This is a genomic window from Tardibacter chloracetimidivorans (assembly GCF_001890385.1).
GTDB lineage: Bacteria > Pseudomonadota > Alphaproteobacteria > Sphingomonadales > Sphingomonadaceae > Tardibacter > Tardibacter chloracetimidivorans.
The window spans coordinates 87,853-113,489 of sequence record NZ_CP018225.1 but is presented as its reverse complement, the minus strand read 5'-3'; the positions used below and the strand labels follow the sequence as shown (position 1 = coordinate 113,489).

Here is a 25,637-nt window from a genome sequence, read left to right as displayed (position 1 = left end):
ACCTCTACGTAGCGACGGGACGGGGCGCGATATGCGATCGATGGTGCAATCGTCACACGGGTGTCCGCTTCTCGCAATGCCATCGGTCCGTTCCACCCAGCATGATGGCAGATACACCATCCTCGTTTCCGACGACGATCCCGGCGTGCGGCGTGGCCTCCAGCTGCTGCTGAGATCGCGCGGCTATGCTGTGTGGGGATATACCACCGGCCACGCGCTGTTGGCCGACCCGCGCGCGAAGGAAGCAGACTGCGTCATCCTCGACTATCGCATGCCCGACATCGACGGATTCGCGATGCTGCGTCACCTTCGCGAGATCGGATGGTCGGGACGCGCCATCATGATCTCAGGCTTTCACGACACGCTGCTGGCCTCGCGGGCCGCCGAGGCGGGCTTCGATCACGTTCTCGCAAAGCCTTTGATCGGCAGGGCTTTGCTCGATGCGTTGGACCGGCACCGCGCCGAGACGCTTCGAAAGCATTGAGTTATGGCGGCCTGCCCCAGCGGCCTCAGCCCGCGCGATGTGGAAAGCGGTCAGCGACGTCAAAGCCAGTGGCTGCGTTTGAACCGGATGTAGAGTCCGATGCAGACCGCAGCGATGACGCCGAGGATGACGAAATATCCCCATTGCGTCTTCAGTTCGGGCATATTCTCGAAATTCATGCCGTAGATTCCGGCAATCGCGGTAGGCACCGCGAGGATCGCGGCCCAGGCGGCAAGCTGACGCGTGATCGCACCCTGGCGCTGCTGTTCGAGCAGGTGACTCGCCTCGAACACCGAGATCAGGATGTCGCGGATGCCGGTGATGGCGCTCTCAACCCTGAGCATGTGATCGAGCAAATCACGGAAATAGGGTTTGGAGGCCTCATCAAGCCGCGGAAGCTGCAGGTTCACCAGCTTGCGACCGACCTCGAGCATGGGTCCGAGCACGCGTTGGAAGCGGACGAGCTCACGCCGCAGCGTGAAAATCCGGGTCACCTCCTCGCGGGTGAGAAAGGCTGCAAGCATGCGCTGCTCCATCTTGAGGACGTCCTCCTCGATCGCCTCGACGATCGGGAAATAGCCATCGACGATGAAGTCCAGAATGGCATGGAGCACATAGTCCGGGCCCTCGCGCAGCAGCTCGGGCGTGATTTCGAGATGCGCGCGAAGCTCGCTGTGCGAACGTGCCGAACCCTGCCGAACGGTGATCAGGAAACTCTTGCCCAGGAAAATCGCGGTGGAGCCGTAGGCGATATGATCGCCTTCAAGATGTGCCGTCCTGGCGACGATGCACAACTGGTCACCGTAGACGTCGAGCTTGGAAATCTGGTGGCCGTTGCCGGCATCTTCCACGGCAAGCGGGTGAAGGCCGTAATTTCCGGCGATGTCGGCAAGTTCTGTCTCGGTGGGCTGGGAGAGGCCGATCCACACAAAGTCATCCTTGGCGATATGCTCGCACGCCGGATCGATCAGGGTCACCGGCCGTAGCCGTTTGCCCTCGTGATAAAGAAAGGCGGCGACGACGCTCATGGCACTTTCCGGTGCCGCCACTGCGGCGGCGACCGGAAGCCGTGTGCCTGGCCCATTGAGACGCGCGCACGAGCAGACGCGCCTCATTCTTCAAGCCCAGTCGCAGGAAGAAGAAAGCGGCGCGCAGCAATTCGAGCGAGAGCTTGTAGAAAAAGCGGCGGAGCGTTGGGTTTCGCAGAAGGCCGCTCCCGTTCATGACGCGCGTGGCTGGGCGGCGCGCTGCCAAATCAAGGGCACGCAGACTGCGAAGGTCCGCGCACCCTTGATTGGCGACCGCGAGGGCTTCGTCCTCTCTTGCGATGGTACCAAGCGATTGCCCGTTTGGCGCTTCGGCAATCGTGTCGGATGGCTATACCTAAGTATCGGATAGCGGCGCTGACGACAGGGGTTGCCGGGCCCCGGTGAGGCGCATCGCACCGCGCGGAGACGAAAGCTGGAAGACGGGAAAGCTCAACTGTCGAAAGCGACCGAGCGCGCGAGCGCTTCCTGGGACTGCAGAAAGGCGAGCCGCGATTGCAGCGCCGCCTGGACAACGCCGAAAGCGTCACCCCCCAGAGTCACGCGCAGCGGCGGATGGTCGCTGGTTGCGACATCGACGATCGCTTGCGCGATCTTTTGCGGGTCGAGCGTGTAGAGCTCGTTTCCGGCGGTCTCGAACATCTTGCGGATATCGCCGGCGGGCGTATCGCGATAGGCGGCGATCTCGCTGGCGAATTGCAGGTTGTGGCTGAAGCTGGTGCGCGCGCCACCCGGCTCGATCAGCGTCACGAACAGGTTGAAGGGTTCAAGCTCCTGGCGGAGGCATTCGCTGAAGCCCTCCAGGCCCCATTTGGCCGCATGATAGAGACTGCTCGTCGGAAGCGAGCCCTGACCGCTGGCGCTGGAGATCTGGATGATCCGGCCGCTCCCGCGCAGGCGCATCGCGGGGACAAAGGCGCGGGTGATGTGGATGGGCGCCATGAGATTGAGCGCGATCTGGCCTTCGACCTCGGCGTCCGACATCTCTTCGGTGGCGCCGATCACGCCGCCGCCGGCGTTGTTGACCAGAATATCGACGGGTCGACGCGCCTGCGCCCGGGCCACGACCGCAGCAATATCGTCCTTGACCGTGACGTCGAGCGCTTCGACGCGCAGCTGGCTCGGATATTTCGCCGCAAGGTCGTCGAGGCTTTCGGGCCTGCGAGCCGTCGCGGTAAGGTCGTCGCCCGCGGCCAGGATCAGTTCGGCCAGATGGCGGCCAATGCCGCTGGACGCGCCCGTGAGAAACCAGTGATTGGACATATGCTGCTCCATATATTACCAACTGGTAGGTAACTTCATATGTGGAATGCGTCAATGCCGGGAGGTGTGATGAAGGAACGAACCAGGCGGAATGCCGCACAGAGCCGCGAGACGCTCCTGGCTGCAGCGACCGAGGAGTTCGCGTCCCATGGGCTGGCGGGCGCGCGGATCGATCGCATTGCGCAGGCGGCGGGTATCAGCAAGCCGATGCTCTACACCTATTTCGGGGACAAGGAGGCGCTCTTCGATGCCGCGCTGACGCAGGAAGTGATGGACGCGGCGCAGGCCGATCGCTTCGATCCCGATGATCTTGAGGGTTATGCGGGGCGCACCTATGACTTGCTGGTCGAGCGCCCGCGCTTGTGGAGGCTGCTGACCTGGCATCATTTGGAGCGTGGCCAGGATGTTCTGATGCTCCCGGCCGGCGAGGTCCTTCTCGGGGAGAAGCTGGACGGGATCGCAGCGGCGCAGGCCGAGGGGCGGATCGTCGCCGACTTCACGCCCATGGACGTCGTCCGGCTTGTCGCCGCCCTCACCCAGCTCTGGTGCATGACCGGAGCCGCACGCGACGCTACCGAGCATGCGGCGCGCAGGGCGACGATCATGCGGGCGGTGGGGCGACTGCTGCGCGTGTGATCGTGCGAGGCGCGCGTTGCCTGCCCGCGCGCCGATCAGGACACAGCAAGCTCCATCGCACCCCGCGACATTACCCGACCGCGAAGATACGGCGGCTCATCTGCTCGCGCTGCCCGTGGGCACGGCGGGCCGAGCGACGATCAGAATTGCGCGGCCACAGCCGAACCGGAGTGGATCGGCAAGTGAGCCCGTCGCAGCGCGATGACCTCAGGTCGCAGGCCTTGATGCGCGACGTTTCGTCAGCAGTCGTTTGAGATCCTTCGCAAGGCGATAAAACAGAATGACGATCCCGGTGACCACGATGAGCAACGTCGCCGATGCAGCGACAACGATCAGTGGATGGTTGTAACTGCGCGAGGCGCCAAGGTTCATGATATGGATTTTGTAAAAGAAATCATAGAAGTCCCACAGGTCCGAACGGCGACTGAGCACCTCTCCGGTGAACGGATCCAGATAGAGGCGACTATGCTCCTTGTCGGCGAAGCTGGCGCGCCACAGCGGCCCGCCGACCTGCGCTTCCTCGGGCGCCGTTTCCTGATAGTCGACCGCCTGCAGCCTGCCGGATCCTTTGTAGGACATCAGAGCATAGCGCCGAGCGTCTGCCAGACTGATCTCATCGACATTTTCGCCAGTGTAGGCGTTCCACCAGCTTTCGCTTCCGCCCCGCGCCTTGAGGACCCATATCGGACCGCGCGGCGTATTTTTGAGCGTGGCCTCGTTGAGGTCGGTGTGGCATGCGATCTTCGATCCCATGCGACGGAAAGCGGATAGTGCAGACGCCCCCGCCTGCAAAATCCCTCGCGAGCTATGGCAAATCCGGCTCGCCGCTGGATGCCCCCGCGCGCCACAAGCGCGCGGGGATCCGGGGGTCAGAAGGGCACGTCGTCGTCGAGCTCAGGATCAGGGTCGCCGGCCTCGTCGGACTTCGATTTCGCCCGGCTGAGGAAGTCGATCGTCTCGGCGATGATCTCGGTGCCGTAGCGCTCGACGCCGTCGCCATCGGTCCATTCGCTGTAATGGATGCGGCCGCGCACCAGCAGCTTCATGCCCTTGGTGCAATGCTCCTGCACGGTCTTGCCGAGGCCATTGAACGCGGTGATCCGATGCCATTCGGTGTCCTGGACGCGGTAGCCTTTCTCATCGCGAACGACCTTGCCTTCCGAATAGCGGGGACGCGAGGTCGCCAGGGTGAAGTGGGTGATGCGGGTCCCGCCCTGGGTGGTGCGGCTCTCCGGATCCATGCCGATATTGCCGGCAAGAATGACGATGTTCTGCATGATCAAATCTCCGTTGCTTCCGTCCGAGGGACCGTCCCTCCGACGAGACCCGGCCAAGACCGGCGGGAGACGAGGGCATCGACGCGCAAGCGGCGACCCGACCCACAAGGGCCGGAGTGGTGCGGGCAGGCGCGCGAGCGACAACCCGGTCCGGCACCGCGGGGGTTGCCCCACGGCAACCGTCCGGGCTTAGGGGATCAGTCAGGCGGAGGGCGCTTTCCCTCGGCGCCAGGCAACGGCAGAGCCATGTCGCAACATCGCGATGGGCCGAGCTCAGGACATGGACTGCCCGCAATGACTGGTCCGGTTGTGTAGTTAGTTGATCTGCGCCTCTGATACCAGCCTGGGCGGGAGGCGGAGCGTAGCGGAGCCGAGCGGCCAGGCTGGCATCTTGATCGTCTCCGGGGCCGGTGGTCGATATCCGAGACTGCTGTGGGGCCGTGCTCGGTTGTAATGATCGCGCCACCAGCCGGTGACGATCCGCACCTCCTCAAGGCTGTAGAAGATTTCGCCGTTGAGCAGTTCATCTCGCAGACGGGCATTGAAGCTTTCGATATAGCCGTTCTCCCATGGGCTGCCGGGCTCGATATAGAGGGTAATGACGCCAAGCCTGCCGAGTCACTCGCGCACCGCATTAGCGACGAACTCGGGGCCGTAGCACATTGGGAAGCGGGCCCTCGAAGGGCCGCTTCGCCTTGATGAAGGCAAGGGTGCGTAGCGCCCGCCGCCTTCATCAAGGCGGTCATGACCGGCCAGCAGGTCTCTAAAAGTGAAGTTGTCGACTCAACACTTTGGAGACGGACCGACCATGACCAAGCGTACCTCTACTCCCGCCGACGCCGTGCTGGTAGCCATCGATATGTCCAAGCACCGCCAGGAGGTGCTGATCGAGCGCCCCGAAGGTGGGCGCCGGCGGCGGATGACGGTGATGGCGACCAAGGCGGACTATGATCGTCTCGCCTCGGAGCTCGGGGATGTCGCTCGTCCCGTGATCGTCGGCTTCGAGGCCACCGGCAACTACCACCGCACCCTAGCGCATCGCTTGCTCTCGGCGGGTTTCGAGCTGCGGCTGATTTCGTCGGTTGCCCTGGCCCGCACCCGCGAGGCGCTGCACAATGGCTGGGACAAGAACGATTCCAAGGATGCGCAGGTAATCCTGCACATGCTGCGGATCGGTGCCACCCAACGCTACGTCGATCCACTCGCCGCCGGCATCAACGATCTGCAGGAGATGTCAAAGACGCACGAGGCGATCTCCAAGGCCAAGACCCAGACGTGGCATCGCCTCCTGACGCACTACCTGCCGCTGTACTTTCCGGAGATCGAACGTTTCGCCGGCAACAGCCGGTCCGACTGGTTCCTGGCCCTGCTCGAGCGGTTCCCGACCCCGGCCAGCATGATCACGCTCGGCAAGGAGGCCTTCACGCGCGAGGCATGGGGCCTGGTCGGCCGCAAGGTGTCCAAGGCCCGGCTGCTCAACGATATTTACGAGACGGCCTGCGCCTCGGTGGCGCTCCCGGTCGATGAGGATTCCATCGCGATCGCCATGTTCCGTATGGTCATCGCTCAGGCCCGCAGCCTGATCCGGCAACGCGACGAGATCGAGCGAACTGCCCATGCTTTGCTCAGCGACAACCGCGATTACCAGCTCCTGCGCATGATCCCCGGGATCGGGCCGATCAACGCGCTGACCATCCTCGCCGAGGCCGGCGACCTTCGCCGGTTTGCCCACCATCGCCAGTTCCTCAAGTTCTGCGGGCTTGATCTTGCGACCTGCCAGTCAGGCACCTTTCGTGGGCGTACCAAGCTCTCGAAGTACGGTAATGCCCGGCTACGGCGCACCTTCTGGATGGCTACCCAGGTTGCCATCCGCCAACGCGACAACAGTTTCCGCGACAAGCTTGGTCGCTATGTGGCCGGACACGGCAACGACCCTGATCGCCGCCGCAAGGCGATGACCGCACTCACCGCCAAGATGGCGCGCGTCGCGCATGCCGTCATCAAGACGGGAGCCGAGTACCGTCCGTTCGTCGAACGGGCGGACACCAGATGGAAGGACCCCTCTCTGTCGTGCCGTGAGGGCGCTGCGGCGACCCTGTAGATAATGTTCGGGCCTTCCATCTGGCATCCGCATCTCATTTTAAGGACGGTGAGGACCACGACCGATGCGGCCGCTGGATCCTGTGTTTGCTATGGCCGAGAGCGCATTCCTTGACGATGGAAGCCATCTGGATCAGAACGACATCAGCGCTGATCATGATCGGCGCAACGAGACCTGCTGGCCGTTTTCCGCCGCTGCTTCCCGACCTAGGACGTTATCGGATCTGATATGCTCGGGCGGCCCATGCTCGATGAACAGATCGGTCAGCACGTCAATCACGTCGTTCGACCGGAAGCGCCGCAGCGGCACCATCGCCAGGCATTCCCGGCTGAACTCGTCGATAATGTTGAGCATTCGGAACTTGCGACCGTTGTGCGTCTGATCCTCGACGAAGTCGTAGGACCACACATGCCGCGATGCTCCGGGCGCAGCCGGATGCACGATCCGTCGCCGAGCCAGAGCCGCCGCCGTTTCGGTTGCCGCTTCGGCACTTTAAGACCCTCCCGCCGCCAGATACGCTCAACCACTGACAGGCTGACCTGCCAGCCCGCCTGGCCCAGCAAGACATGGATGCGGCGATAGCCATACCGGCCATAGTCCTTGGCCAGCGCGATGATGTCGGCTGTTAGCCGCCGCTCGTCGGCATCATCCTTCGGTGGATGGCGCTGTGTCGAACGATGCTGGCCCAGAACACGGCAGGTCCGTCGCTCCGATACCGGCAACGCGCGACGGATCTGCTCGATCGCCTCACGGCGACGGGAGGGACTCAAAAAGTCAGCTTCGACGCCTCTTGCAGGATCGCCTTGTCGAGCGCGAGGTCGGCCACCAGCTTCTTCAGCCGCGCATTCTGGCGCTCCAGATCCTTCATTCGCCGCGCCTGGTCGACCTTCAGCCCGCCATATTCCTTGCGCCACCGATATAGCGTCTGCTCCGCGATCCCGATCTGGCGGCAAGCCTCCACCGCTGTGCCGCCTCGCCCCACAATCACCTCTACTTCACGCAGCTTCGCTATGATCTGCTCCGGCGTAAACCTCTGACGTCCCATACATTTCTCCAATTCTCATGCCCAAATGGGCTCTCTTCAGAATTGGACCAGTTTTTCCAAGGTAGACCACTATCCCTCCGTCAGACCGATGCCAGCCTCACAGGAGGTTTCGGGCAACAGCGGCAAGACTGAGTGCAAGCGCGACAAGGCTGGGAATGATGACCGCCGCCCCGCAGATGAAGGCAAGGACGCCCACCCAATTCCAACTCGGTGCCTGCATCATCACTTCGTCCTTTGCCCAATGGTGTCCACACCACCATCCTTATCGCAAACGATTTGCCTCGCCCTCGGTTTCGGGTCGCCAATCATCAGGTTCGACAAGAGGCTGGTCTGACTTGGCGTCGGTCACGACTCGCTCGGCCGCTCCATCCAGATCATCATACTGCCCGGTGCGCATCGACCAAAGAAAGGCGCCCAGCCCAGCAAGGCCCATCAGCAGCGCGACCGGCACCAGCCACAGGATCCCGCTCACCGGGTAGCGGCCAGGGGAACGAGGGTCGGTGCCGGCGCTCGCCTGCTAAGCCGTGATCCGCGTGCTGCGGGAATTCGCAGAGAGTTCGCAACGACCGAAATCGACGAAAGCGACATGGCGACGGCAGCAAGCAGTGGGGTGACATAGCCCGCCATGGCCACAGGAATCACCAAAAGGTTATAACCGACGGAAAGCGCCAGGTTCTGGCGGACACGTTGCCGGGCCGCGCGCGCGATCTGCACAGCGCGCGGAACCGCATCGAGATCCTGGCCGAGATAAACAATATCCGCGGCCGCCCGACCGATGTCGGCGGCATTGGAAGGAGCCATCGAAACGTGCGCCGCCGCCAGTGCCGGTCCATCGTTCAGCCCATCACCCACCATCAAGGTCAGGCGCTGACTGTCCGCCAGCGCCTGAAGCCGCTCCACCTTATGCTGCGGCAGCAATCCGGCACGCCAGTGGGCGATACCGATCGCGTTCGCGAACCCCGACACAGAAGCAATGTGATCGCCCGAAAGCAGTTCGATAGGCAGCCCAAGCGCGTCAAGCTTGGCCACCGCTTCCCGCGCACTCGTCTTTTCAACGTCCAAGAAGGCAAAATGGCCGGCAAGCTCACCATCGACCGAGAACACGGTCTGGAAACCGCCACTCTCGCCCGTGCCTGGATTCAAAGCCCAATCGGCACGCCCCAGGCGAAACAGATGGCCGTTCCGCTGGCCCTCCAAACCCCGGCCCGGCAGCTCGGAAAAACTGTCCAGATCGAGGCCGGACAAGGCGCCGCCGTTGGCGGCAATCGCGCGTGCGACGGGATGGTTGGAACGCGACGCCAGCGCCATCACGATTGCGCGATAGGGTTCATCGATGGCGATCTTGCTCACTCGCAAATCGCCATGAGTGAGCGTGCCGGTCTTGTCAAAAATCACGGTATCGACCTGTGCAAGCCGCTCGAGCGCGCTTCCATCCTTGAGCGCGATGCCGTGCTCGAACAAGCGCTTCGCCGCGGCGACCTGAACCATGGGTATGGCGAGACCAAGCGCGCAGGGACAGGTCACAATGAGCACCGAAATGGCAATGGTCAGCGCCCGATGCCAATCGCCTGTGTCAAGGAACCACCCGGCAAACACGGCCAAGGCCAGCGAATGGATGATCGGCGAGTAATAGGCCGCAACACGGTCGGCGAGACGGCGATAGCGTGCTCTGCCCTGCTCGGCCGCTTCCATCATTCGCACCATTTCGGATAGAAAGGACCGCGCGTGGCTGTTGGTCACACGCACCTTGAGCGAACCATTGAGATTCAGCATGCCCGAAACGAGCGTGCTTCCCGGTCGTACCGGCACCGGCATCGCCTCGCCCGTGACCGCGGCAGTGTCGAGATCGCCCTCGCCCGCAAGGACAAGACCATCCAGCGGAACACGCTCGCCTGGCGCGACGAGGATGACATCACCCACCGAGACATCCTCGAGCGGTCTAAAAGCGCGCGATCCATCCGTGCCGATTACATTCGCGCCCGCAGGCGTCATTCGCGTCAGCCCGAGCACGGCCGAACGGGCCTTGTCACGCATGGCATGGTCGAGCGTTCGTCCGACAAGCAGGAAAAAGATCAGCGTCACGACCGCGTCGAAATAGGCATGGCGTCCGAAATGCAGCGTGTCGTAGATGCTGAGACCCAGTGTCAGGACGATGCCGATCGAGATGGGCACATCCATATTGGTGCGTCCCGCGCGCAATGCCGACCATGCCGACAAGAAGAAGATGCGCCCCGAAAAGAATACCGCGGGAAGCGCGAGCAGCGCCGAGATGAGATGGAACAGCTGCCGCGTAGCGGGGTCGGCGCCTGACCAGACCGACACCGAAAGCAGCATGATGTTCATCGCCGCGAAGCCGGCGACCGCTGTCGCGACGATCAGCCGGCGCTTTTCGGGATCGGCGCGTTCGTCCGGTTGGCTGAGAAGATTTGCCTCGAAGCCCGCCTCGTTCAGCGTTGCCAGCAAAGGCGGTGCACTCGCGGTTTGCGCTTGCCGCCATGTGACGGTCACACGCCGCGTCGATAGATTGACCCGAGCCGCTACGACGCCCTCGAGGTTACCAAGGATGCGCTCGATCTTCGCCATGCATCCGCCGCAATGCGCGGTCGGGACCGACAGTTGCGTCCTCATCGTTCCGTCATCCAGCGATTGGCTGGCGAAGATGAGTTCATCGACCGATTGCCCGGTCAATGATGTCGGCGCCTGGACGGCAGGCATGGCATGGCTGGCCATGTCTAGGCCTGCGTGTCTGAGACCGCGCGATAGGCATGCCATGTGGCATGTCCAAGCCACGGGAAGATGACGATGAGGCCGATCAAGCCCGTCGCCGCGCAGAGTATGAAAAGCGCAAGGACGATGGCGCCCCAGACGATCATCGGCGCAAGGTTGTTCCAGACGAGCGCCGTGCTTGTTCCCATCGCCGTGAGCGCATCGACCTTGCGATCGAGGAGCATCGGAATGGCAAAAACACTGATCGCAAAAGCGAATGAGGCGAACAGGCCGCCCACCGCCGTGCCGACGCCGAGAATAATCCATCCCACCGGCTCGGTCAGCAGGAAGGCGGTTATGTGAGGCAGGCCGGGAAAGGGGCGCACGCCGAAGAACAACGCATAGATGAGCACCGCGGATCGCATCCACAGTAGCATCAGCAGGCTGAGCAGGACCCCGGTGAAAAGCACCTGCGGGCCCGCCGCCGGTTTCACCAGGAGCATTTCGCGCAGCGACGTATCGCGTCCCGCTTCTCGGTTGCGGCTTTTCTCATAGAGTCCGATGGCCAGCAGCGGGGCAATGATCATGAAGCCGGCGAGCGCGGGAAAAAGAATATAGTCGCGGCCATACAGCGCGAGCATCGCGACAGCAGCGAGAGACAGAAGGAAAATGCCCAGACCGTAGGCCAGGCTCGGCATCGGCCGATGGAAAAGATCCTGCCATCCGGCCTTGAGCCATTGGAAGCCGATGGAAGCGGGAAGATGGCGCTGAAACCGCGCGCTCTTCGTCTCCTCGATGCCCGAGGTCTGGCTCAGCAAGCCATAAGAGGGGCTTTTATCGCTCATGTCCCGCTACCTTTCAGCATGCCGATTTCGCCGCGCGATACTGCCCGCTCCCGTTCGCGCGTTCCTTCAAATGTCCCACGCATTCGGGCTGCGAGCGAAAGGCGACGTAGAAAAAATGCGCGTTCGCAAGAACGAACAGCAAAAGGCCTGCTGCCACCAGCGTCCAGACCAGCCACCGGGATCGGGATCGCATGGCCGTCATCGCTGAGGCGCGCTCAGCGAATGAACATAGAGCGCCAATATCTTGATATCCGAGTCCGTAAGCCGCTCGTCCCATGTCGGCATATGCCCCTGGCGTCCGCCATGGACGGTCTCCACGATCTGATCGATGTCTCCTCCATAGATCCAACGCGCGTCCGTCAGATTGGGAGCGCCGACATCGCGCTTCCCGCGCGCATCCTCGCCATGGCAAATCGCGCAATTGGCCATGAAGACCTCGCGCCCCGATACAATCGACGTCCGATTGGCATTCGTCACGAACTTGGGATGCGACAAGGCGTAGACATAGTTGGCCGCCAGACTGACCTGATCGGCATCGAGTATCCCGTCGCGTCCGAACGAGGGCATCTGCGAGACGCGCCCCTGCGGATGCTCCACATTGACCCCAACGCGCATGGTCTGCGCGATCGTCTCAAGGTCGCCGCCCCAGATCCAGTCGTCATCGGTCAGATCGGGATAACCATAACCCCCCTTGGCATTAATGCCGTGGCAGGCGGCGCAGTTGTCGCCGAACAACCGGTGGCCGGTGCTACGCACGATGGTCATGAGCCGGGGGTCGGCCGCGATCTGCTCGAGGTTCTCGCTTTCGATCCGCTTTATCCAGTCGGCCCGTCCCGCCTGCGAATCGACCAGGTGCTTTTCGACCGAGGTGCGCTGGTCGATGTTGAGAATTCCCTTGGTGTAGGTGTCGCCCAAGGGCCAAGTCGGCATGAGAATCCACCAGGCGAAAGCGAAGAGATGGGTGACGATCAGAAAAATCAGCACACCCTTGGGGACCGGCGTATCGAGCTCCTTGATGCCATTCCAGACATGGCCGGTCGTTTCATGACCGCTGACGGGATCGCGCTCTACGTCCATGGCTTGTCGTCCTGATCGAGAACGCTTTGTTTGGCTCGGTTGAACTTGCCACGATTGGACGGCCGGAACGTATAAATGAGGACACCGATCATCAGACCGATGAGGTAGAACAGCCCCCAGCTTTTCGAGAATGCAACAAGAGCCTCGTGGCTTATGTCCATGCCTGCCTCCTCATGTCATTTCACCGGCTCTGGCGGCTTCTGCGGCGCGGCCGTATTCTTGTACGGCACGTCGGTCAGCCGGCCGAGAACCTGAAGATAGGCGACGAGCGCGTCCATCTCGGTGACCTCGGTCGCCACATCGTCGAACACGCGAACCTGCGTTTCTTCGCCATACCGCTCGGTGATACCGGACGAGGTCGAGCTTTCCGGTGTCGCCTGGTCGAAGGCATCGACGCTCGCATTCTCGATCATGGCATCGGTGTAGGGCACCCCCGCGGCCCGCAGCGCCTTGAGGTGCAAGGGCAGATCAGCGAGGCGCAAGGGCGTCCGCGCCAGCCAGGGATAGGCCGGCATATTGGAATCGGGCACCACATCGCGCGGATTGGTCAGATGGGCGACGTGCCAGAAATCGGAATATTTGCCGCCAACGCGGGCGAGGTCGGGTCCGGTGCGCTTCGAACCCCAGAGCATCGGATGGTCATATTTGGATTCGACCGCGAGCGAATAGGGACCATAGCGCTCAACTTCGTCCTGCAGCGTCCGGATCATCTGGCTGTGACAGGCATAGCATCCTTCGCGCACATAGATGTTTCGCCCCGCCAGTTCGAGCGGCGTGTAGAGCCGCATGTCTGGCGCCTCCTCGACCGTCTCGTCGATCGTGAAAAGCGGAGCGATCTCGACGAGGCCGCCGACACTGGCAGCCGCGATGATGGCGAGCACGAAGCCGATCGCCGAACGTTCGAGCTTGCGATGAAACAGTTCCGCCACGGCTCAGGCCCTCCCCGCCGCCGTCGCGGCCTGTAGCGGGACGTCGCCTTCGAACGGTGCCTGGGCCGAGGCGGCGCGAATGGTCCTCCACATATTGTAGGCGCCGATCACAGCACCGATCAGGAACAGAAGGCCGCCGAGCGTACGCGCGATGTAATAGGGATACATGGCTCTGAGCGAATCCAGGAAGGAGTAGGCTAGCGTGCCTTCCTCCGTATAGGTCCGCCACATCAGGCCCTGGATGATGCCCGAGTTCCACATGGCAAAAATGTAGACAAGAGTGCCGGCAAGCGAGAGCCAGAAGTGCCACTCGACCAAGGCGGGCGAATACATCGCCTCGCGCTTCCACAAGGACGGCACCAGCGTGTAGAGCGAGCCGAAGGTGATGAGCGCCACCCAGCCGAGCGCGCCGGCGTGAACATGGCCAACCGTCCAGTCGGTGTAATGCGAAAGCGAATTGACGGGCCGGATGGCGAGGAACGAACCTTCAAAGGTCGAGATGCCATAAAACACCGCCGCGACCATCATGAAGCGGAGCGTCGCATCATCGCGCACGCGGTGCCAGGCGCCGTTCAATGTTAGCAAGGCGTTGCCAGCCGAAGCCCATGACGGCACGAGGAGCATCACCGAGAAGGTCATGCCCAGCGTCTGAACCCAGTGCGGTAGGGCGGTATAATGAAGGTGGTGGGAACCCGCCCACATGTAGAAGAAGGTAATGCCCCAAAAGCTCAGGATCGAGAGACGGTAGGAGAAGATCGGCCGCTGGGCCCGGATGGGCAGGTAGTAATAGAGCATGCCCAGGAAGCCCGCCGTCAGGAAGAAGGCGACGGCGTTATGACCATACCACCACTGCACCATAGCATCCTGGACGCCCGACCAGATGGTGTAGCTCTTCGCATGGCCCAGCGAGACCGGAATCGCGAGATTGTTGATGATATGGAGTATCGCGACGACGAGAATGAAGGCCATGAAGTACCAGTTGGCCACATAAATGTGTGGTTCCTTGCGGCGTGCGAGCGTCCGGATGTAGAGGATGAAGTAGGTCACCCAGACGATCACCAGCCAGATGTCGGCATACCATTCGGCCTCGGCATATTCCTTCGATTGGGTAACCCCGAGCAGATAACCGCTGGCCGCGAGGATGCAGAACAGGTTGTAGCCCACCAGCACGAACCAGGCCGAAAGCTGATCGGGAAGACGCGCCCGCGAGGTCCGCTGCACGACATGCAGCGAGGTGGCGATGAGCGCGTTGCCGCCAAAGCCGAAGATCACGCCGCTGGTGTGCACCGGTCGCAAGCGGCCGAAGCTCGCCCAGGCACTGTCAAACGTCAGGTCAGGGAATGCCAGCAGCGCGGCGACCCAGACCCCCACGAACATCGCCACCACCGCCCAAGCCATGCTGGCGATGATGCCGGCCTTGATGGGCTCGTCATAGTAGCTTTGCAAACGGGATTTTGGCGGTTCCGGTCCCCAGATGCCGCGGATTACGATGATGGCGCAAATGGCGGCAATGGCCAGGATCAGCCAGCCGTGGATTTCCATTGTGTCCTGATTGCCTGCCGCTGCGAGAACGAGGCCGCACAGACCGACGGCAACGGAAATGGCGAGCGCGATCTGGCGTTCGGTCTCGGTCAAGGTCAGTATCATGGCCGATCTATTTCCCCCCTCATCGGTCATCGCCACGGGCTGACAGCGCAGCAGCAGGTTCGCTCCCGATGGGAACACAGCTCGCGCCGAACCAGCAACACGCGGGTCGGACGGAAGTTCCCAACTATTGCCCTGCCGTCTCCCGCGGTAAACACCAAAAAATCAGTGGTCAGCGTCGCTCGCCACGCATCGCGGCCGAATTTGAACCTGTGTTTGGCGACGGCGCAATGGACTTTTGCCGATCAAGCTCTTGGACCGTTAAGCCTGTGTCCAAGACTGGCTCGACCTCCGTCTCCGATCGGTCAGGACTGAGCGGCAGCCGCTCTTCAGCATACTGCGGTCGAATCAGCGTATCGCCGCCAGGTATCGTCCGTCGTCGGCACGGAAGAGCACTGACCCATTGCTGTTGACGGACCATGAGGTCACATCCTGCAGAATGGCCAGGAACCTGGTTTCCTGGTTCCCGAGCGCCGGCACGCAAGCCCGGCGCGTCACGGCGAGCGGTCCGATCCGAAGCGACTGTTCCTCGATCGAATAGTCGCCGGTGAACCTGTTGCAGCCGGCCGATCCGCTCACTCGGCCGTCTTGCGAAAACTGCACCGTCACATTGGATTTGTCGATCAGACCGGTCTGATTGATGTCCTCCACCTTGAATTGCGGGCCGATCAAGCCTGAAGCCGCCGGGCGGTCACCAACGCGAACCATATTGAGCGTCCCCAGATCCTGCTCGAACCGCGTGGGATCGACCGAATGAACCGTATCCGTGGTCCATATCGGGTTGCCCTCGGGATCGGTAATCGTCGCACGGACTGCGTAACGCATGTTGGTCTTCAAGTCCTGTTCCTTCACCCTAATCGAAAATGGCAAAGGAACCTGCTGCCCTGCTGTCTCGCGCGTTTCCTTGGCAATGATCACCGATCTCGCATCGGCGCGCGAAACGTCCAGCAGTCTCACGTTGAATTTCGCGCGGGCGGGCAGAGCGATGCGCTGTCGATAGGATGCGTTGCCGGTTACGACCTTGTCTCTCAGCTCCGCAATGGGGGCTTGGGGATCGACGTATCGCGCGCCTGTCGCGCAGCCGCCGAGCGCGAGCATGGTCATCGCCAGTACGGCTGTGAATGGCTTGTTGAACATGGCGTTTCACTTTGCTGTGCGATTGGAGCGGAAGAGAGCAGGTCAGGCGGAACCCATGGCATCGGCAATAATGGGAGGGCTTCGAGCGGCAGTCCTGTGGGAATCGACTTCGCATAGGATGGTTCCGAACCACGAACGTCCGATGGCGGGCGGAAGATTGGGCTGGATTGGCGCGGGCGGCCCCGGCGGATATCTGATCCCCTCTTGGGAGACAGCCACTGAATTTTGGAACCACACGAAAAGCGCAGTCTAGAACCCGTGGCTTCCCGCCACTGCGCCGAGAACCGTGACAGCCGCGATACCCAGCAATATTCGGTGAAGTGTCTCCATTCGGGCAAAATCTGCGGCGGGCTTGACCGATGTCATCATTCGGCGGTGGAGAAACAGCGGCTCGATCACGAAAAGCATCGCGGCGAACACGGCCCACAGCCCTACCATCGCATGCATCCACCAGAAGCGAAGATCGAAAAAGCGGTCCCACATCTGCGCGCGATAGATCATCCAGAAGCCGCTCAGTCCTGCCAATAGCACCCAGATGCGCGCCTGCGCCGCAAAGCGCCCCTCCAGTCGATGAAAGGCCGCCAGCCGCTCCGCCGGCGGATTGGCGGCGCGCACGGACGGCATCACCACAAGCGTCACGAACGCCACGCCGCCGATCCAGACAAGGACCGCCAGGACATGAACGGCCCGGGCCAGGATGATGTCGTCCATGCCTCCGCTCCCTCAGGCCGCGAGCAGTTCGTCGGCCGGGCCGAAGAACTCATAGTGGATCCTGTCCGACGGCACACCCGCCAGCGACAGGGTCGAGACCGCATGACGCAGGAACGGACGCGGCCCGCAGATGTAATAGTCCGCTTGTGCGACCGGTGTGCTGGCGACCAACCATTCATCGGTAATTATGCCGGCCACATCGTAGTCGCTGCCCTCTGTTTCATCCTCGAGCGGGGTCTGGTGAAAATCGGTGATCGCGATCGATTGGCCATGGCTCGCCACAGCGCGGACATGGTCGCGCATCGCATGGGTGTCGCGGTCATGCGTGCCGTGGATGTAATGAACCGGCACTTCGGCGCCGTTCTGAACGAGGGCTTCGAGCATCGCCACCATCGGCGTCAGGCCCACGCCGCCCGACAGCAGTACGACCGGCCGTTCGACATGATCGGCGAGGAAGAATTCGCCAGCAGGCGCGGCCACCTTCAGGATCGTCCCGGGTTTCGCCTCGTCGTGCAACCAGCCCGACGCGAGCCCTTGCGGCTCGCGCTTGACCGAAATGCGATAGGTTTCGCCATTGGCGGCGGCCGAAATCGAGTAGTTGCGCTTGACCGGCGGATGTCCGGGAATTTCGAGCCAGAAGGTAAGATACTGGCCCGGCTTGTGGCGCATGACGGGGCCGCCGTCGACGGGGCGAAGGACAAAGGAATTGATGACGCTGCTTTCGCGCACAACGTCTTCGACGCGGAAATCGCGCCAGCCGTTCCAGCCGCCGGCCGCGTCCTTCTGTTCGGTGTAGACGCGCTGTTCCCGCGCGATCAGGATATTGGCGAGAAACCAGTAAGCTTCCCCCCAGGCCCCGAGGATTTCGTCGGTCGCCGCATCGCCCAGCACCGCCTTGATCGCACCGAGCAGTGCTTCGGCGACGTGCGGATAGTGCTCCGGCAGTATCTGGAGACCGACATGCTTTTGCGCGATGCGCTCGACCGCGGGAGCCAGCGCGCCGAGATTGTCGATATTGCTGGCATAGGCGAGAATGGCGCCGGTGAGCGCGCGCGGCTGCGAACCGGCGTCACCATGATGCGACTGGTTGAAAAGATCGCGAATGTCCGGGTTCTGGAACATCCTGGAATACATTTCATGCACGATATCCAGACCATGCGCTTCGAGCGCGGGGACCGTCGCCTTGACGAGCGCGATGGTCTGATCGCTGAGGGGCTGCGACATAAACTTCTCCTTGTTGGAAGGGATTCGAGTTTCCCGGCGATCAGGCGCCGGGCGGCTGATCATAGAAATCGACCCGCATTTTCATGGCGCCGATGGGCGTCACGAAGTGCGGCTGCTGCGGCAAGATCAATCCGGGCCGTTCGGGCGTCAGGACAACCTCCGACGGTGGATCGAGATAGGTCAGCCGAAGCTCACCCTCCAGAACGCGGATCAAACCCCAGACACCCGCCTTGGTATCATGGCGTGCCCGCAGGGCGGCCGGGAGCGTGTCCTGATCGAACACCGGCGTCGAACGATAGGGTAGAATGTCAGGCATGGGTGGGTACTCGCCGTTCGCAATGAATGGACCCGGCCTCGCCGTCAGCGACGCTTGGCCGATCGAGCCGAAAAAACATGGCAAGCTGCAGGCTCTCGGCAATCCGCTTCGCTTTCGCCTGCAGAGCCGCAGCTGCGTCGGGCGCCATCATCTCGTTTGTCGTACAGTCCCACAGCGCGAGCCAGCGGTCGAAAAGCGCTGGCGTTATCCTCGACCTGTGCTTCAGGTGCGCTGGCACGGGCTGGCCCTTGTATCGGCCACTGGCGAGCATGACGGATGACCAGAACGCCGCCAGCTTTTCGAGATGTTCCGGCCAGTCATCGATCGCGTCGTTGAAAATCGGCCCCAGGTCGGCATCTGCGCGAACGCGCGCGTAGAAGGCGTCGACAAGCTGCTTGAGCGCCTCATCCTTCAGTTCCAGCTCGGTCATTCGCCCGACTCCAATCATGTATCCCGAATGCATCTATACTTTTCCCTGAAAACATGCAAGATGAATACATCTTAATGCGACGAGCTGAGGAAGAGAGTGGGAACGCCCCATGAAACTGACCCTGTTCACCGACTATTCGATGCGCGTGCTGCTCTATCTGGGCGCGCGGCCTGACCGCCTGTGCTCGATCGGTGAGGTCGCGCAGGCCTACGGAATCTCGCAGAATCACTTGATGAAGGTGGTGAACCAACTCGCACGCAGTGGTGATGTGGAGAGTGTGCGTGGACGGTCGGGCGGCATCCGCCTGGGGCGGCCGCCCGAAGAGATCAACATCGGCGCACTCATACGCCAGACCGAGGACGGCTTCGATCTCGTTGACTGCGGCGGATGCGTGGTCGCGCCTGCATGTGGGCTGACGGGCGTGCTGAAGGAGGCGCTCGGCGCGTTCCTGGCGGTACTTGACCGCTATACGCTTGCCGACCTGCTGACGAAGCGGCGAGATCTCGCGTCGCTCTTCGAGCGTAACGCGGCCGATCGGTTCGAAACCCCTGCGGCGCCAGATGGATGATTGACGTCTTGGCGCATCGAAGCCGAAAAGGAGGAACGTGACATGTTCTGTCCAGAATGTGGTGAACCGGTCGATCCCGCTCCCTTTGACGGTCGTCGCCGCGCGTCGCGGTCATGGATCGCCGCAGGACTCCAAATCGGCGCGCGATGGGTAAAGGTATTGCGCGCTGGACGCTCCAAGCCGGACCGCACGCGGCAGTCCGCTTGCCCGTCTTGCTCCAATCATAAAACCACGAACACGGAAAGGAATTGAACGATATGGCCCTTCACCACGCAGCGCCCGGAGAAGTCGTCGATCTCTTGCCCGAGAACGTGACGACACATGAAGAACATTCCACAGCGATCGTGAAGGCGGACCATTTCGAAACCATCCGGCTGGTGATCCCGAGCGGCACCGAAATGCGCCAGCATCAGGTGCCGGGCAGCATCATGCTGCATTGCCTCGAGGGCCATGTGAAAGTCGAGCTCAGCGCAAGCTCGATCGAACTGCGGCGTAACCAGTGGGTCTATCTCGAAGGAGGCGCGCCGCACTCGGTCAAGGGCGCGGAAAACTCTGTGCTGCTTCTGACGATCCTCTTTCCGCCTGTAGAAGGATCACAGGCAAAAGCCGGCGCCGAGACCTTGGCGGTCGATGCCTATGACGATTGCGACTGTGTCGACCGGTGGGAAGCGGAAGGCGGTCCGGTCGTTCAATCGGATCAGCCTGCCCCCAGGAAGAATTGATCACGGGCGGCATGATGGCACGGCGCGCAGCGCGCTAGTCGCTTTGCTGTACCGCCTCGTAGCCCATAGGGGAGAACCATGGATCGAACACGTCAGCTCTGGATTTGGCTTCTATCATTGCTGGCAGTCTCTTTTGCCGTCCTGCTTCTGGTTGGCCGCGACATCAGCATTCAGGCGCCGCCGCTTCCCGCCAAGGTCGTGACCGCAAACGGCGAAACCGTCTTCACCCGTGCCGAGATGCAGCGTGGCCGCCAGGTCTGGCAATCTATGGGCGGCATGCAACTGGGCTCGATCTGGGGACACGGCGGCTACGTAGCGCCCGATTGGTCAGCCGACTGGTTGCACCGGGAATCACTGGCACTTCTCGATCTCTGGGCACAGCGGGATCTGGGCGGCGCCTTTGAGAGTTTAAACGAGGAACACAAGGCGCTCCTCCAGCGGCGGCTGCAAACGGAAATGCGCCGAAACACGTTTGAAGCGAGCACGGATACCATCACGATCAGCAACGATCGCGCGGTGGCAATCGAGCGGGTGGCAAAGCACTACGTCAATCTGTTCGGCAACGACCCCGCCACGGCCGAGCTGCGCGAAAACTATGCCATGAAGAACGATACGGTCCCCGACGCAGGGCACCGAGCCGCCATGACCTCCTTCTTCTGGTGGACGGCCTGGGCGGCCACAACGGAACGACAAGGGCGGACGACAACGTATACGAACAACTGGCCGAGCGAGCCGCTGGTCGGGAATCGCCCACCATCAAGTACATTCATCTGGTCGGCCTTCAGCGTCACCTTCCTGCTTGCCGGCATCGCGCTGTTGGGTTGGCACCATGCGGTGACGCACGGACGAAGGGAGAAGGAGCACGACCTCCCCGCGAAAGATCCGCTGCGCGAGATCGCGGTGACGCCTTCGATGCGGGCGACAGCCAAATATTTCTGGGTCGTTCTCGCACTGTTTCTCGCGCAGATCATGCTGGGTGCAATGACGGCCCACTATCAGGTCGAGGGGCAGCTGGTTTATGGCTATGAAGCGGCCGAGATCCTGCCCTATTCGATCACCCGCACCTGGCACACGCAGCTTGCCGTGCTGTGGATCGCGACAGCCTGGCTGGGAACGGGCCTCTACATAGCTCCTGCGATCTCGGGCCATGAACCGAGGTTCCAGGCTCTGGGTGCCAACATCCTCTGGGCCTGCCTCCTGATTATCGTCGTGGGCTCCTTTGCCGGGCAATGGCTCGCGGTGATGCAGAAACTGGGACTGGAGAGGAACTTCTGGTTCGGACACCAGGGCTGGGAATATGTCGATATGGGGCGCTTCTGGCAGTGGTTTCTCTTCATCGGCCTGATGCTCTGGCTTGTGCTCGTCGGCCGGGCGCTCTGGCCTGCGCTCAAAGAGAAGTCCGAATCCCGCCACATCACGATGCTGTTTTTCCTATCCGCCGTAGCCATCGGACTCTTCTACGGTGCCGGGCTGTTCTGGAATGAGCATACAGCGCTCTCCATGATTGAATATTGGCGTTGGTGGGTGGTCCATCTGTGGGTCGAAGGCTTTTTCGAGGTGTTCGCCACCGCGGTCATCGCCTTCCTCTTCACGCGCCTCGGCCTCATTCCGACACCCACCGCCACGGTCGCCGTCTTGTTTGCCACGATCATCTTCATGGCAGGCGGAGTGCTGGGAACGTTGCACCATCTCTACTTCGCGGGAACCTCGATCGCGGTGCTGGCGCTTGGCGCGAGCTTCTCAGCGCTCGAGGTCGTGCCGCTCGCCTATATTGGCTTCGAAGCTTATGAACACTGGAAGCTGAGCAGCGCGACACCCTGGATGCAGCGTTATAAATGGCCCGTCATGTTCTTCCTGGCGGTATCCTTCTGGAATCTCGTCGGAGCAGGCCTGTTCGGCTTCCTCATCAATCCGCCGCTGTCGCTCTATTACATGCAGGGTCTCAATCTGACGCCGCTGCACGGACACACCGCATTGTTCGGCGTATACGGCATGTTGGGCGTCGGGCTCGTCCTGTTCTGCCTGCGTGGCATGTTGCCGAACCTGATCTGGAACGAAGGCGTGCTGAAGACGAGCTTTTGGTGCTTCAACATCGGCCTTGCGTTGATGGCGCTCCTGACCTTGCTGCCACTTGGTACGCTTCAGCTGACCGCCGCGATTGACAAGGGCTACTGGTACGCTCGCTCGGCCGAGTTCATGCAGCAACCGGTGGTCGATCTGCTGGTGTGGCTGAGGGTTCCTGGAGATATCGTCTTTTCTGCCGGGGCGGTAGCGCTCGCCTGGTTTGTCGCCAGTCTTTGGCTCAGACCCCGGTCTGACGACAGCGAGGCGCAAATTGCACAGTGATCGATCGAGGAGTCCGATGCCGCGCAGTCCCAGCCAACCCTTGCTCGTGGGCTAGCCACGTTCTGTCGACAAACGCCACACTTGGATGCGAGTTTCGGTGAACCTTTTGTCCATGCGCACCAAACTTCTGTTCGCAGGTCTGGCAGCCGGGTCGATGGCTGCTCTATCCTCGCCCGCGATTGCTCAGATGCCGCCCGGCTCACGGGACTGTTCATTCCAGTCGCTATCGCCGGAGGAAAAGTCTCGGTACCAATCCCGTTACCGGCGCCGCGTGCGCGTCGATGGGCAAGCTTTTGCCGATAATGGCTGTATGAACAGGTGTGCATGACAGCCTCTGAGCGCAAAGCCCTCCGGCGTCCCCGCAAGGGCAAAAACTGCCGCGCCGTTTCGCGCCCCGTCACCAGCTTGGACGGATCCATGACAGTTGGCATCGGGCGCAAATGCGACTGACGCGCTCGATGCCGCACATGGCGATCATGGTGCGTTTCCAGGAGGGGACCAAATCCTACGCTAAGAATTTTGGCCAGCGATATTCTTCGCCGGTCAGGGTTATGTGCTCCCACCCCGCTCCTTACGGAGATCGAATCCACTGATCACTGAATTCTGACTTTAGAAACGTTTCTTGAATCGGGATCCATGGATGAAAAGGGGCCGACTCTCTGCATTCAGCGAATATTCGAACGCGAAGGCAGAAGGCCGGCCTGATCGATCAGAAGCTGATCGTTGCCGTGCCCCAAAAGCGGCGCCCTTCATCGAGCATCCAGCTGCCGTCGAGACCATCAAACCGGCCGCGGTCATCGACCGGCACGATCTTGTCGGTGACGTTGAGCACCGCCGCCCTCAGCGCGAAATTCTCATTGATCGTGAAATTGATGCCGACATCGAAGGTCGTGCTCCCTTCACGGGTGCGGGTGTTGAGCGCGCCGTTGCGGAACCCGCTGAAAGTCTGCTTGCCCGAGTAGTAGCCGAGCACATAGGCCGCGATCTGCTCGGTCGCTTGCCAGTCCAGGCGAACGTTGGCCATGTGCCTGGGCGTCTTGTCGAGCGGCGTTCCGTCAAGCGAACTGCCGTCGAAAGCGGGCTCGCCGCCACCCTTCCGGACGGAATCGGTGTAGGTATAATTCGCGGTCAGCAGCAATGCCGGGGTGATCGGCAGTCTGCCATTCACTTTGTCAAACGGCGCGCAAACGGGACCCCGTATAGGCGTTGAAGGGGGACCCCCTTTTCGAGATTGAGCGGAGGGTTGATGCCCTGCGCTGTGTGCGGCGGAGGTCGGGCGTAGCCCGGCCGGAGGCGTACACAGCGCAAGTTCGTTTTGAAGCTGGGGTGAGAGTGGCGGCTAACTGCGGTTTTTGAAGCGCCAGCTGTCGTTGCCGGTCTCGACGATATCGCAGTGATGAGTGACGCGGTCGAGCAGAGCCGTGGTCATTTTGGGATCCCCGAACACGGTAGGCCATTCGCCGAAGGCGAGGTTGGTCGTGATAACGACGCTGGTGCGTTCGTAGAGCTTGCTGATCAGGTGGAACAGGAGCTGGCCACCAGAGCGCGCGAACGGCAGATATCCCAACTCATCGAGCACCACCAGGTCGAGCCGTGAGAGCTGTCCCGCCAGGGTCCCGCCCTTGCCGATCCGGGCCTCCTCTTCGAGGCGTGTCACCAGATCGACGGTGTTGAAGTATCGTGCCCGAGCCCCTTTGCGCACGACGTTGGCGGTAATCGCGATGGCGAGGTGGGTCTTGCCGGTGCCCGTGCCGCCGACGAGCACGATGTTGCGACGCGCCGGTAGGAAGGAGCCATCATGCAGGGAGCGGATCAGTCCCTCGTTGATCGGCGTCCCTTCGAAGCTGAACCGCTCCAGGTCCTTCACCACCGGCAGCCGCGCGGCCGTCATGCGATATCGGATCGAGGCGGCGTCGCGATGGGTGGCTTCCGCGCGGAGCAGATCGGTCAGGATCTCCATGGTGGTGCGCTGGCGCTGGAGGCCGGTGGTGACGGCCTCGTCGAACGCGGCCACCATGCCCTTGAGGCCCAGGCCGCGCATTGTGTCGATCATCTCATGCCGCTGCATCATAGCCTCGCAGTCGGTCATAGCTGGCACAGTCGGCGATCGGCGGGTGACTCAGCATCCGGTCTTCCGAAGTGACGATGCTATGGGGCGTCGCCGGCTCGCGGCGACGGGAGAGGATGTTGAGGATCAGGTCGTCGCTGACCGTTCCGCTCGCCAGCGCTTCGCGCACCGCCGCCTCGACCTGCTCCAGCCATCGGTGAGCACGGCCGAGAGCACCCGCACGAACCTGCGATCCGCCTCATCCCCGTGCCCCAGCCTGCGTCGCAGGCGATGGAGGGATGGCGGCAACTCCCAGTCCTGGAACGGCGCGCCGTTGCGCAGGGCACCGGGCTTGTGGGCCAGAACCGGCAGATAATGCCAGGGATCGTAAATGGTGCGGTTCCGCCCGAAGTGACGCTCATGTTCCCCGACGATCTCTTCGCCGCAGCGGATGACGATCCGGCCCGCATAGGCGCGCACCTGCACCGTGCGCCGCGCCGCCCTGGACATGACCGAGTAGCGGTTGCGGTCGAAGCTGATGAGGCAGGTGCCGGTGACGGCATGCTCGCTCTCATGGAAGCCATCGAAGGGCGCCAGGATCGGCTGCAGGACAGGCCGCTCCATCTCCAGCGCCTAGGCCACGGTGATATCGCCGCGCTCGGGATGGGTGTGGTGCTCGGCCCAGCGCCGGCACTCCGCCTTCCTTCTCACGATCTGGCTTTTGAGCCATTCGAGCATGGAATCTTTTGCCATCATGGGCGTCGTCGTCGCTCTCGGCAGCATCGTCTACCGGGCCAGCATCCGCCGGTCATCAACGTAGGGGTCACGACGGTGGAGCGAGCGGTCGGCTCTTCAAGCCCAACGCGATCGGCTCATTTCTCGCTCACCAGTCGTGAACTAACGGCAAATTTGTCAGAATTTGAGGGTGAAAGTGATTTATGGCCCTCATTTTTGTTTCAAGCAGCGCCTGCCGAATGCATCTCTGCGATTGATGTCTTCTGCAAAAGCTTGTTGGCATCGGATGCTCGCTGATCACACCTAACCCGTAATCGTGCCTCTGGCTGACATACCCGACAAACGTAT

At 62.0% G+C, this 25,637-nt stretch carries 26 protein-coding genes and 4 pseudogenes; 7 read left to right on the top strand and 23 right to left on the bottom strand.

The window, feature by feature from the left end:
• Nucleotides 1-76: 76 nt before the first annotated feature.
• Nucleotides 77-484, top strand: coding sequence for a response regulator (locus BSL82_RS19450; RefSeq protein ID WP_013039094.1), 408 nt, complete (start codon nucleotides 77-79; stop codon nucleotides 482-484).
• Between the two features lie 59 nt (nucleotides 485-543).
• On the opposite strand, the gene BSL82_RS19445 is transcribed toward BSL82_RS19450, so the two are convergent.
• Nucleotides 544-1,512, bottom strand: a complete 969-nt coding sequence (locus BSL82_RS19445) for a magnesium and cobalt transport protein CorA (protein WP_072599035.1) — start codon at nucleotides 1,510-1,512, stop codon at nucleotides 544-546.
• On the opposite strand from BSL82_RS19445, the gene BSL82_RS19440 reads away from it, so the two are divergent.
• Nucleotides 1,511-1,882, top strand: coding sequence for a hypothetical protein (locus BSL82_RS19440; RefSeq protein ID WP_030541630.1), 372 nt, complete (start codon nucleotides 1,511-1,513; stop codon nucleotides 1,880-1,882). The genes BSL82_RS19445 and BSL82_RS19440 overlap by 2 nt on opposite strands.
• 80 nt (nucleotides 1,883-1,962) lie before the next feature.
• Here the strand turns inward: BSL82_RS19440 and BSL82_RS19435 are convergent, their stop codons facing one another.
• Nucleotides 1,963-2,793 carry an SDR family oxidoreductase gene (locus tag BSL82_RS19435; RefSeq protein WP_021245217.1) on the bottom strand — a complete coding sequence of 277 codons (831 nt, stop codon included), beginning with the start codon at nucleotides 2,791-2,793 and terminating at the stop codon, nucleotides 1,963-1,965.
• A gap of 69 nt (nucleotides 2,794-2,862) precedes the next feature.
• On the opposite strand from BSL82_RS19435, the gene BSL82_RS19430 reads away from it, so the two are divergent.
• A complete protein-coding gene (locus BSL82_RS19430; protein ID WP_072599034.1) occupies nucleotides 2,863-3,429 on the top strand; it encodes a TetR/AcrR family transcriptional regulator in 567 nt (188 codons plus the stop codon).
• 207 nt (nucleotides 3,430-3,636) lie between these two features.
• Here BSL82_RS19430 and BSL82_RS19425 read toward each other — a convergent pair whose 3' ends face one another.
• The 3 genes and pseudogenes from BSL82_RS19425 to BSL82_RS20170 all read right to left on the bottom strand — a co-directional run.
• Nucleotides 3,637-4,182: a PepSY domain-containing protein gene (locus BSL82_RS19425; RefSeq protein WP_004212723.1), complete on the bottom strand. Its 546-nt coding sequence runs from the start codon at nucleotides 4,180-4,182 to the stop codon at nucleotides 3,637-3,639.
• A 116-nt stretch (nucleotides 4,183-4,298) separates the two neighbouring features.
• Nucleotides 4,299-4,706 carry a single-stranded DNA-binding protein gene (locus BSL82_RS19420; protein WP_004212722.1) on the bottom strand — a complete coding sequence of 136 codons (408 nt, stop codon included), beginning with the start codon at nucleotides 4,704-4,706 and terminating at the stop codon, nucleotides 4,299-4,301.
• Nucleotides 4,707-5,021: 315 nt separating this feature from the next.
• Nucleotides 5,022-5,360, bottom strand: a pseudogene (locus BSL82_RS20170) (integrase core domain-containing protein); the annotation flags it as partial.
• Between the two features lie 154 nt (nucleotides 5,361-5,514).
• Here BSL82_RS20170 and BSL82_RS19410 point away from each other — a divergent pair.
• Nucleotides 5,515-6,811 (top strand): annotated as a pseudogene (locus tag BSL82_RS19410) (IS110 family RNA-guided transposase).
• A gap of 209 nt (nucleotides 6,812-7,020) precedes the next feature.
• On the opposite strand, the pseudogene BSL82_RS21310 reads toward BSL82_RS19410, so the two are convergent.
• The 15 genes and pseudogenes from BSL82_RS21310 to BSL82_RS19330 form a co-directional block, all read right to left on the bottom strand.
• Nucleotides 7,021-7,852: pseudogene (locus BSL82_RS21310) on the bottom strand (IS3 family transposase); the annotation flags it as partial.
• Between the two features lie 97 nt (nucleotides 7,853-7,949).
• A complete protein-coding gene (locus BSL82_RS21585) occupies nucleotides 7,950-8,075 on the bottom strand; it encodes a hypothetical protein (RefSeq protein ID WP_004212719.1) in 126 nt (41 codons plus the stop codon).
• A gap of 39 nt (nucleotides 8,076-8,114) precedes the next feature.
• Complete coding sequence (ccoS, locus tag BSL82_RS19395; RefSeq protein ID WP_004212718.1) at nucleotides 8,115-8,324, bottom strand: cbb3-type cytochrome oxidase assembly protein CcoS; 210 nt, start codon at nucleotides 8,322-8,324, stop codon at nucleotides 8,115-8,117.
• Nucleotides 8,321-10,582, bottom strand: a complete 2,262-nt coding sequence (locus BSL82_RS19390; protein WP_004212717.1) for a heavy metal translocating P-type ATPase — start codon at nucleotides 10,580-10,582, stop codon at nucleotides 8,321-8,323. Before BSL82_RS19390 ends, ccoS begins: the two co-directional genes overlap by 4 nt.
• A gap of 2 nt (nucleotides 10,583-10,584) precedes the next feature.
• On the bottom strand, nucleotides 10,585-11,403 hold the full coding sequence (locus BSL82_RS19385; RefSeq protein WP_004212715.1) for a DUF2189 domain-containing protein: 819 nt from the start codon (nucleotides 11,401-11,403) through the stop codon (nucleotides 10,585-10,587).
• Between the two features lie 13 nt (nucleotides 11,404-11,416).
• A complete protein-coding gene (locus BSL82_RS19380) occupies nucleotides 11,417-11,605 on the bottom strand; it encodes a hypothetical protein (protein ID WP_015449326.1) in 189 nt (62 codons plus the stop codon).
• Nucleotides 11,602-12,480, bottom strand: a complete 879-nt coding sequence (ccoP, locus tag BSL82_RS19375) for a cytochrome-c oxidase, cbb3-type subunit III (RefSeq protein ID WP_004212713.1) — start codon at nucleotides 12,478-12,480, stop codon at nucleotides 11,602-11,604. The genes BSL82_RS19380 and ccoP overlap by 4 nt, the downstream gene beginning before the upstream one ends.
• Nucleotides 12,471-12,641 carry a cbb3-type cytochrome c oxidase subunit 3 gene (locus BSL82_RS19370; protein ID WP_004212711.1) on the bottom strand — a complete coding sequence of 57 codons (171 nt, stop codon included), beginning with the start codon at nucleotides 12,639-12,641 and terminating at the stop codon, nucleotides 12,471-12,473. The genes ccoP and BSL82_RS19370 overlap by 10 nt, the downstream gene beginning before the upstream one ends.
• Before the next feature lie 15 nt (nucleotides 12,642-12,656).
• Nucleotides 12,657-13,409 (bottom strand): cytochrome-c oxidase, cbb3-type subunit II, encoded by a 753-nt coding sequence (gene ccoO, locus BSL82_RS19365; RefSeq protein ID WP_004212709.1) that lies wholly within the window; start codon nucleotides 13,407-13,409, stop codon nucleotides 12,657-12,659.
• A 3-nt stretch (nucleotides 13,410-13,412) separates the two neighbouring features.
• Entirely contained in the window at nucleotides 13,413-15,056 is a 1,644-nt protein-coding gene (gene ccoN, locus BSL82_RS19360; protein ID WP_004212708.1) for a cytochrome-c oxidase, cbb3-type subunit I, read from the bottom strand.
• Between the two features lie 345 nt (nucleotides 15,057-15,401).
• Nucleotides 15,402-16,190, bottom strand: coding sequence for a YbaY family lipoprotein (locus BSL82_RS21305; protein ID WP_004212707.1), 789 nt, complete (start codon nucleotides 16,188-16,190; stop codon nucleotides 15,402-15,404).
• Between the two features lie 249 nt (nucleotides 16,191-16,439).
• On the bottom strand, nucleotides 16,440-16,901 hold the full coding sequence (locus tag BSL82_RS19345) for a hypothetical protein (RefSeq protein WP_004212706.1): 462 nt from the start codon (nucleotides 16,899-16,901) through the stop codon (nucleotides 16,440-16,442).
• Nucleotides 16,902-16,913: 12 nt separating this feature from the next.
• Nucleotides 16,914-18,125 carry an NO-inducible flavohemoprotein gene (gene hmpA, locus BSL82_RS19340; protein WP_004212704.1) on the bottom strand — a complete coding sequence of 404 codons (1,212 nt, stop codon included), beginning with the start codon at nucleotides 18,123-18,125 and terminating at the stop codon, nucleotides 16,914-16,916.
• 40 nt (nucleotides 18,126-18,165) lie between these two features.
• Nucleotides 18,166-18,441 carry a TehB family protein gene (locus BSL82_RS19335; RefSeq protein ID WP_004212703.1) on the bottom strand — a complete coding sequence of 92 codons (276 nt, stop codon included), beginning with the start codon at nucleotides 18,439-18,441 and terminating at the stop codon, nucleotides 18,166-18,168.
• Nucleotides 18,434-18,871: a group III truncated hemoglobin gene (locus BSL82_RS19330; protein ID WP_004212701.1), complete on the bottom strand. Its 438-nt coding sequence runs from the start codon at nucleotides 18,869-18,871 to the stop codon at nucleotides 18,434-18,436. The genes BSL82_RS19335 and BSL82_RS19330 overlap by 8 nt, the downstream gene beginning before the upstream one ends.
• Nucleotides 18,872-18,980: 109 nt before the next feature.
• Between BSL82_RS19330 and BSL82_RS19325 the strand changes: the two genes are divergently transcribed.
• The 3 genes from BSL82_RS19325 to BSL82_RS19315 all read left to right on the top strand — a co-directional run bounded on the left by BSL82_RS19325 (nucleotide 18,981) and on the right by BSL82_RS19315 (nucleotide 22,507).
• Entirely contained in the window at nucleotides 18,981-19,439 is a 459-nt protein-coding gene (locus BSL82_RS19325) for an Rrf2 family transcriptional regulator (protein ID WP_004212699.1), read from the top strand.
• Between the two features lie 257 nt (nucleotides 19,440-19,696).
• Nucleotides 19,697-20,161: a cupin domain-containing protein gene (locus tag BSL82_RS19320; protein ID WP_004212697.1), complete on the top strand. Its 465-nt coding sequence runs from the start codon at nucleotides 19,697-19,699 to the stop codon at nucleotides 20,159-20,161.
• A 78-nt stretch (nucleotides 20,162-20,239) separates the two neighbouring features.
• On the top strand, nucleotides 20,240-22,507 hold the full coding sequence (locus BSL82_RS19315; protein ID WP_025549136.1) for a nitric-oxide reductase large subunit: 2,268 nt from the start codon (nucleotides 20,240-20,242) through the stop codon (nucleotides 22,505-22,507).
• Nucleotides 22,508-23,216: 709 nt separating this feature from the next.
• On the opposite strand, the gene BSL82_RS19310 is transcribed toward BSL82_RS19315, so the two are convergent.
• From BSL82_RS19310 to BSL82_RS19300, 3 genes and pseudogenes are all read right to left on the bottom strand, one after another.
• Entirely contained in the window at nucleotides 23,217-23,645 is a 429-nt protein-coding gene (locus BSL82_RS19310) for a TonB-dependent receptor domain-containing protein (RefSeq protein WP_072599033.1), read from the bottom strand.
• 201 nt (nucleotides 23,646-23,846) lie between these two features.
• Nucleotides 23,847-24,575 carry an IS21-like element helper ATPase IstB gene (gene istB / locus BSL82_RS19305; RefSeq protein ID WP_025549137.1) on the bottom strand — a complete coding sequence of 243 codons (729 nt, stop codon included), beginning with the start codon at nucleotides 24,573-24,575 and terminating at the stop codon, nucleotides 23,847-23,849.
• Nucleotides 24,562-25,256, bottom strand: a pseudogene (locus tag BSL82_RS19300) (Mu transposase domain-containing protein); the annotation flags it as partial. The gene istB and the pseudogene BSL82_RS19300, both read right to left, overlap by 14 nt.
• Nucleotides 25,257-25,637 lie beyond the last annotated feature (381 nt).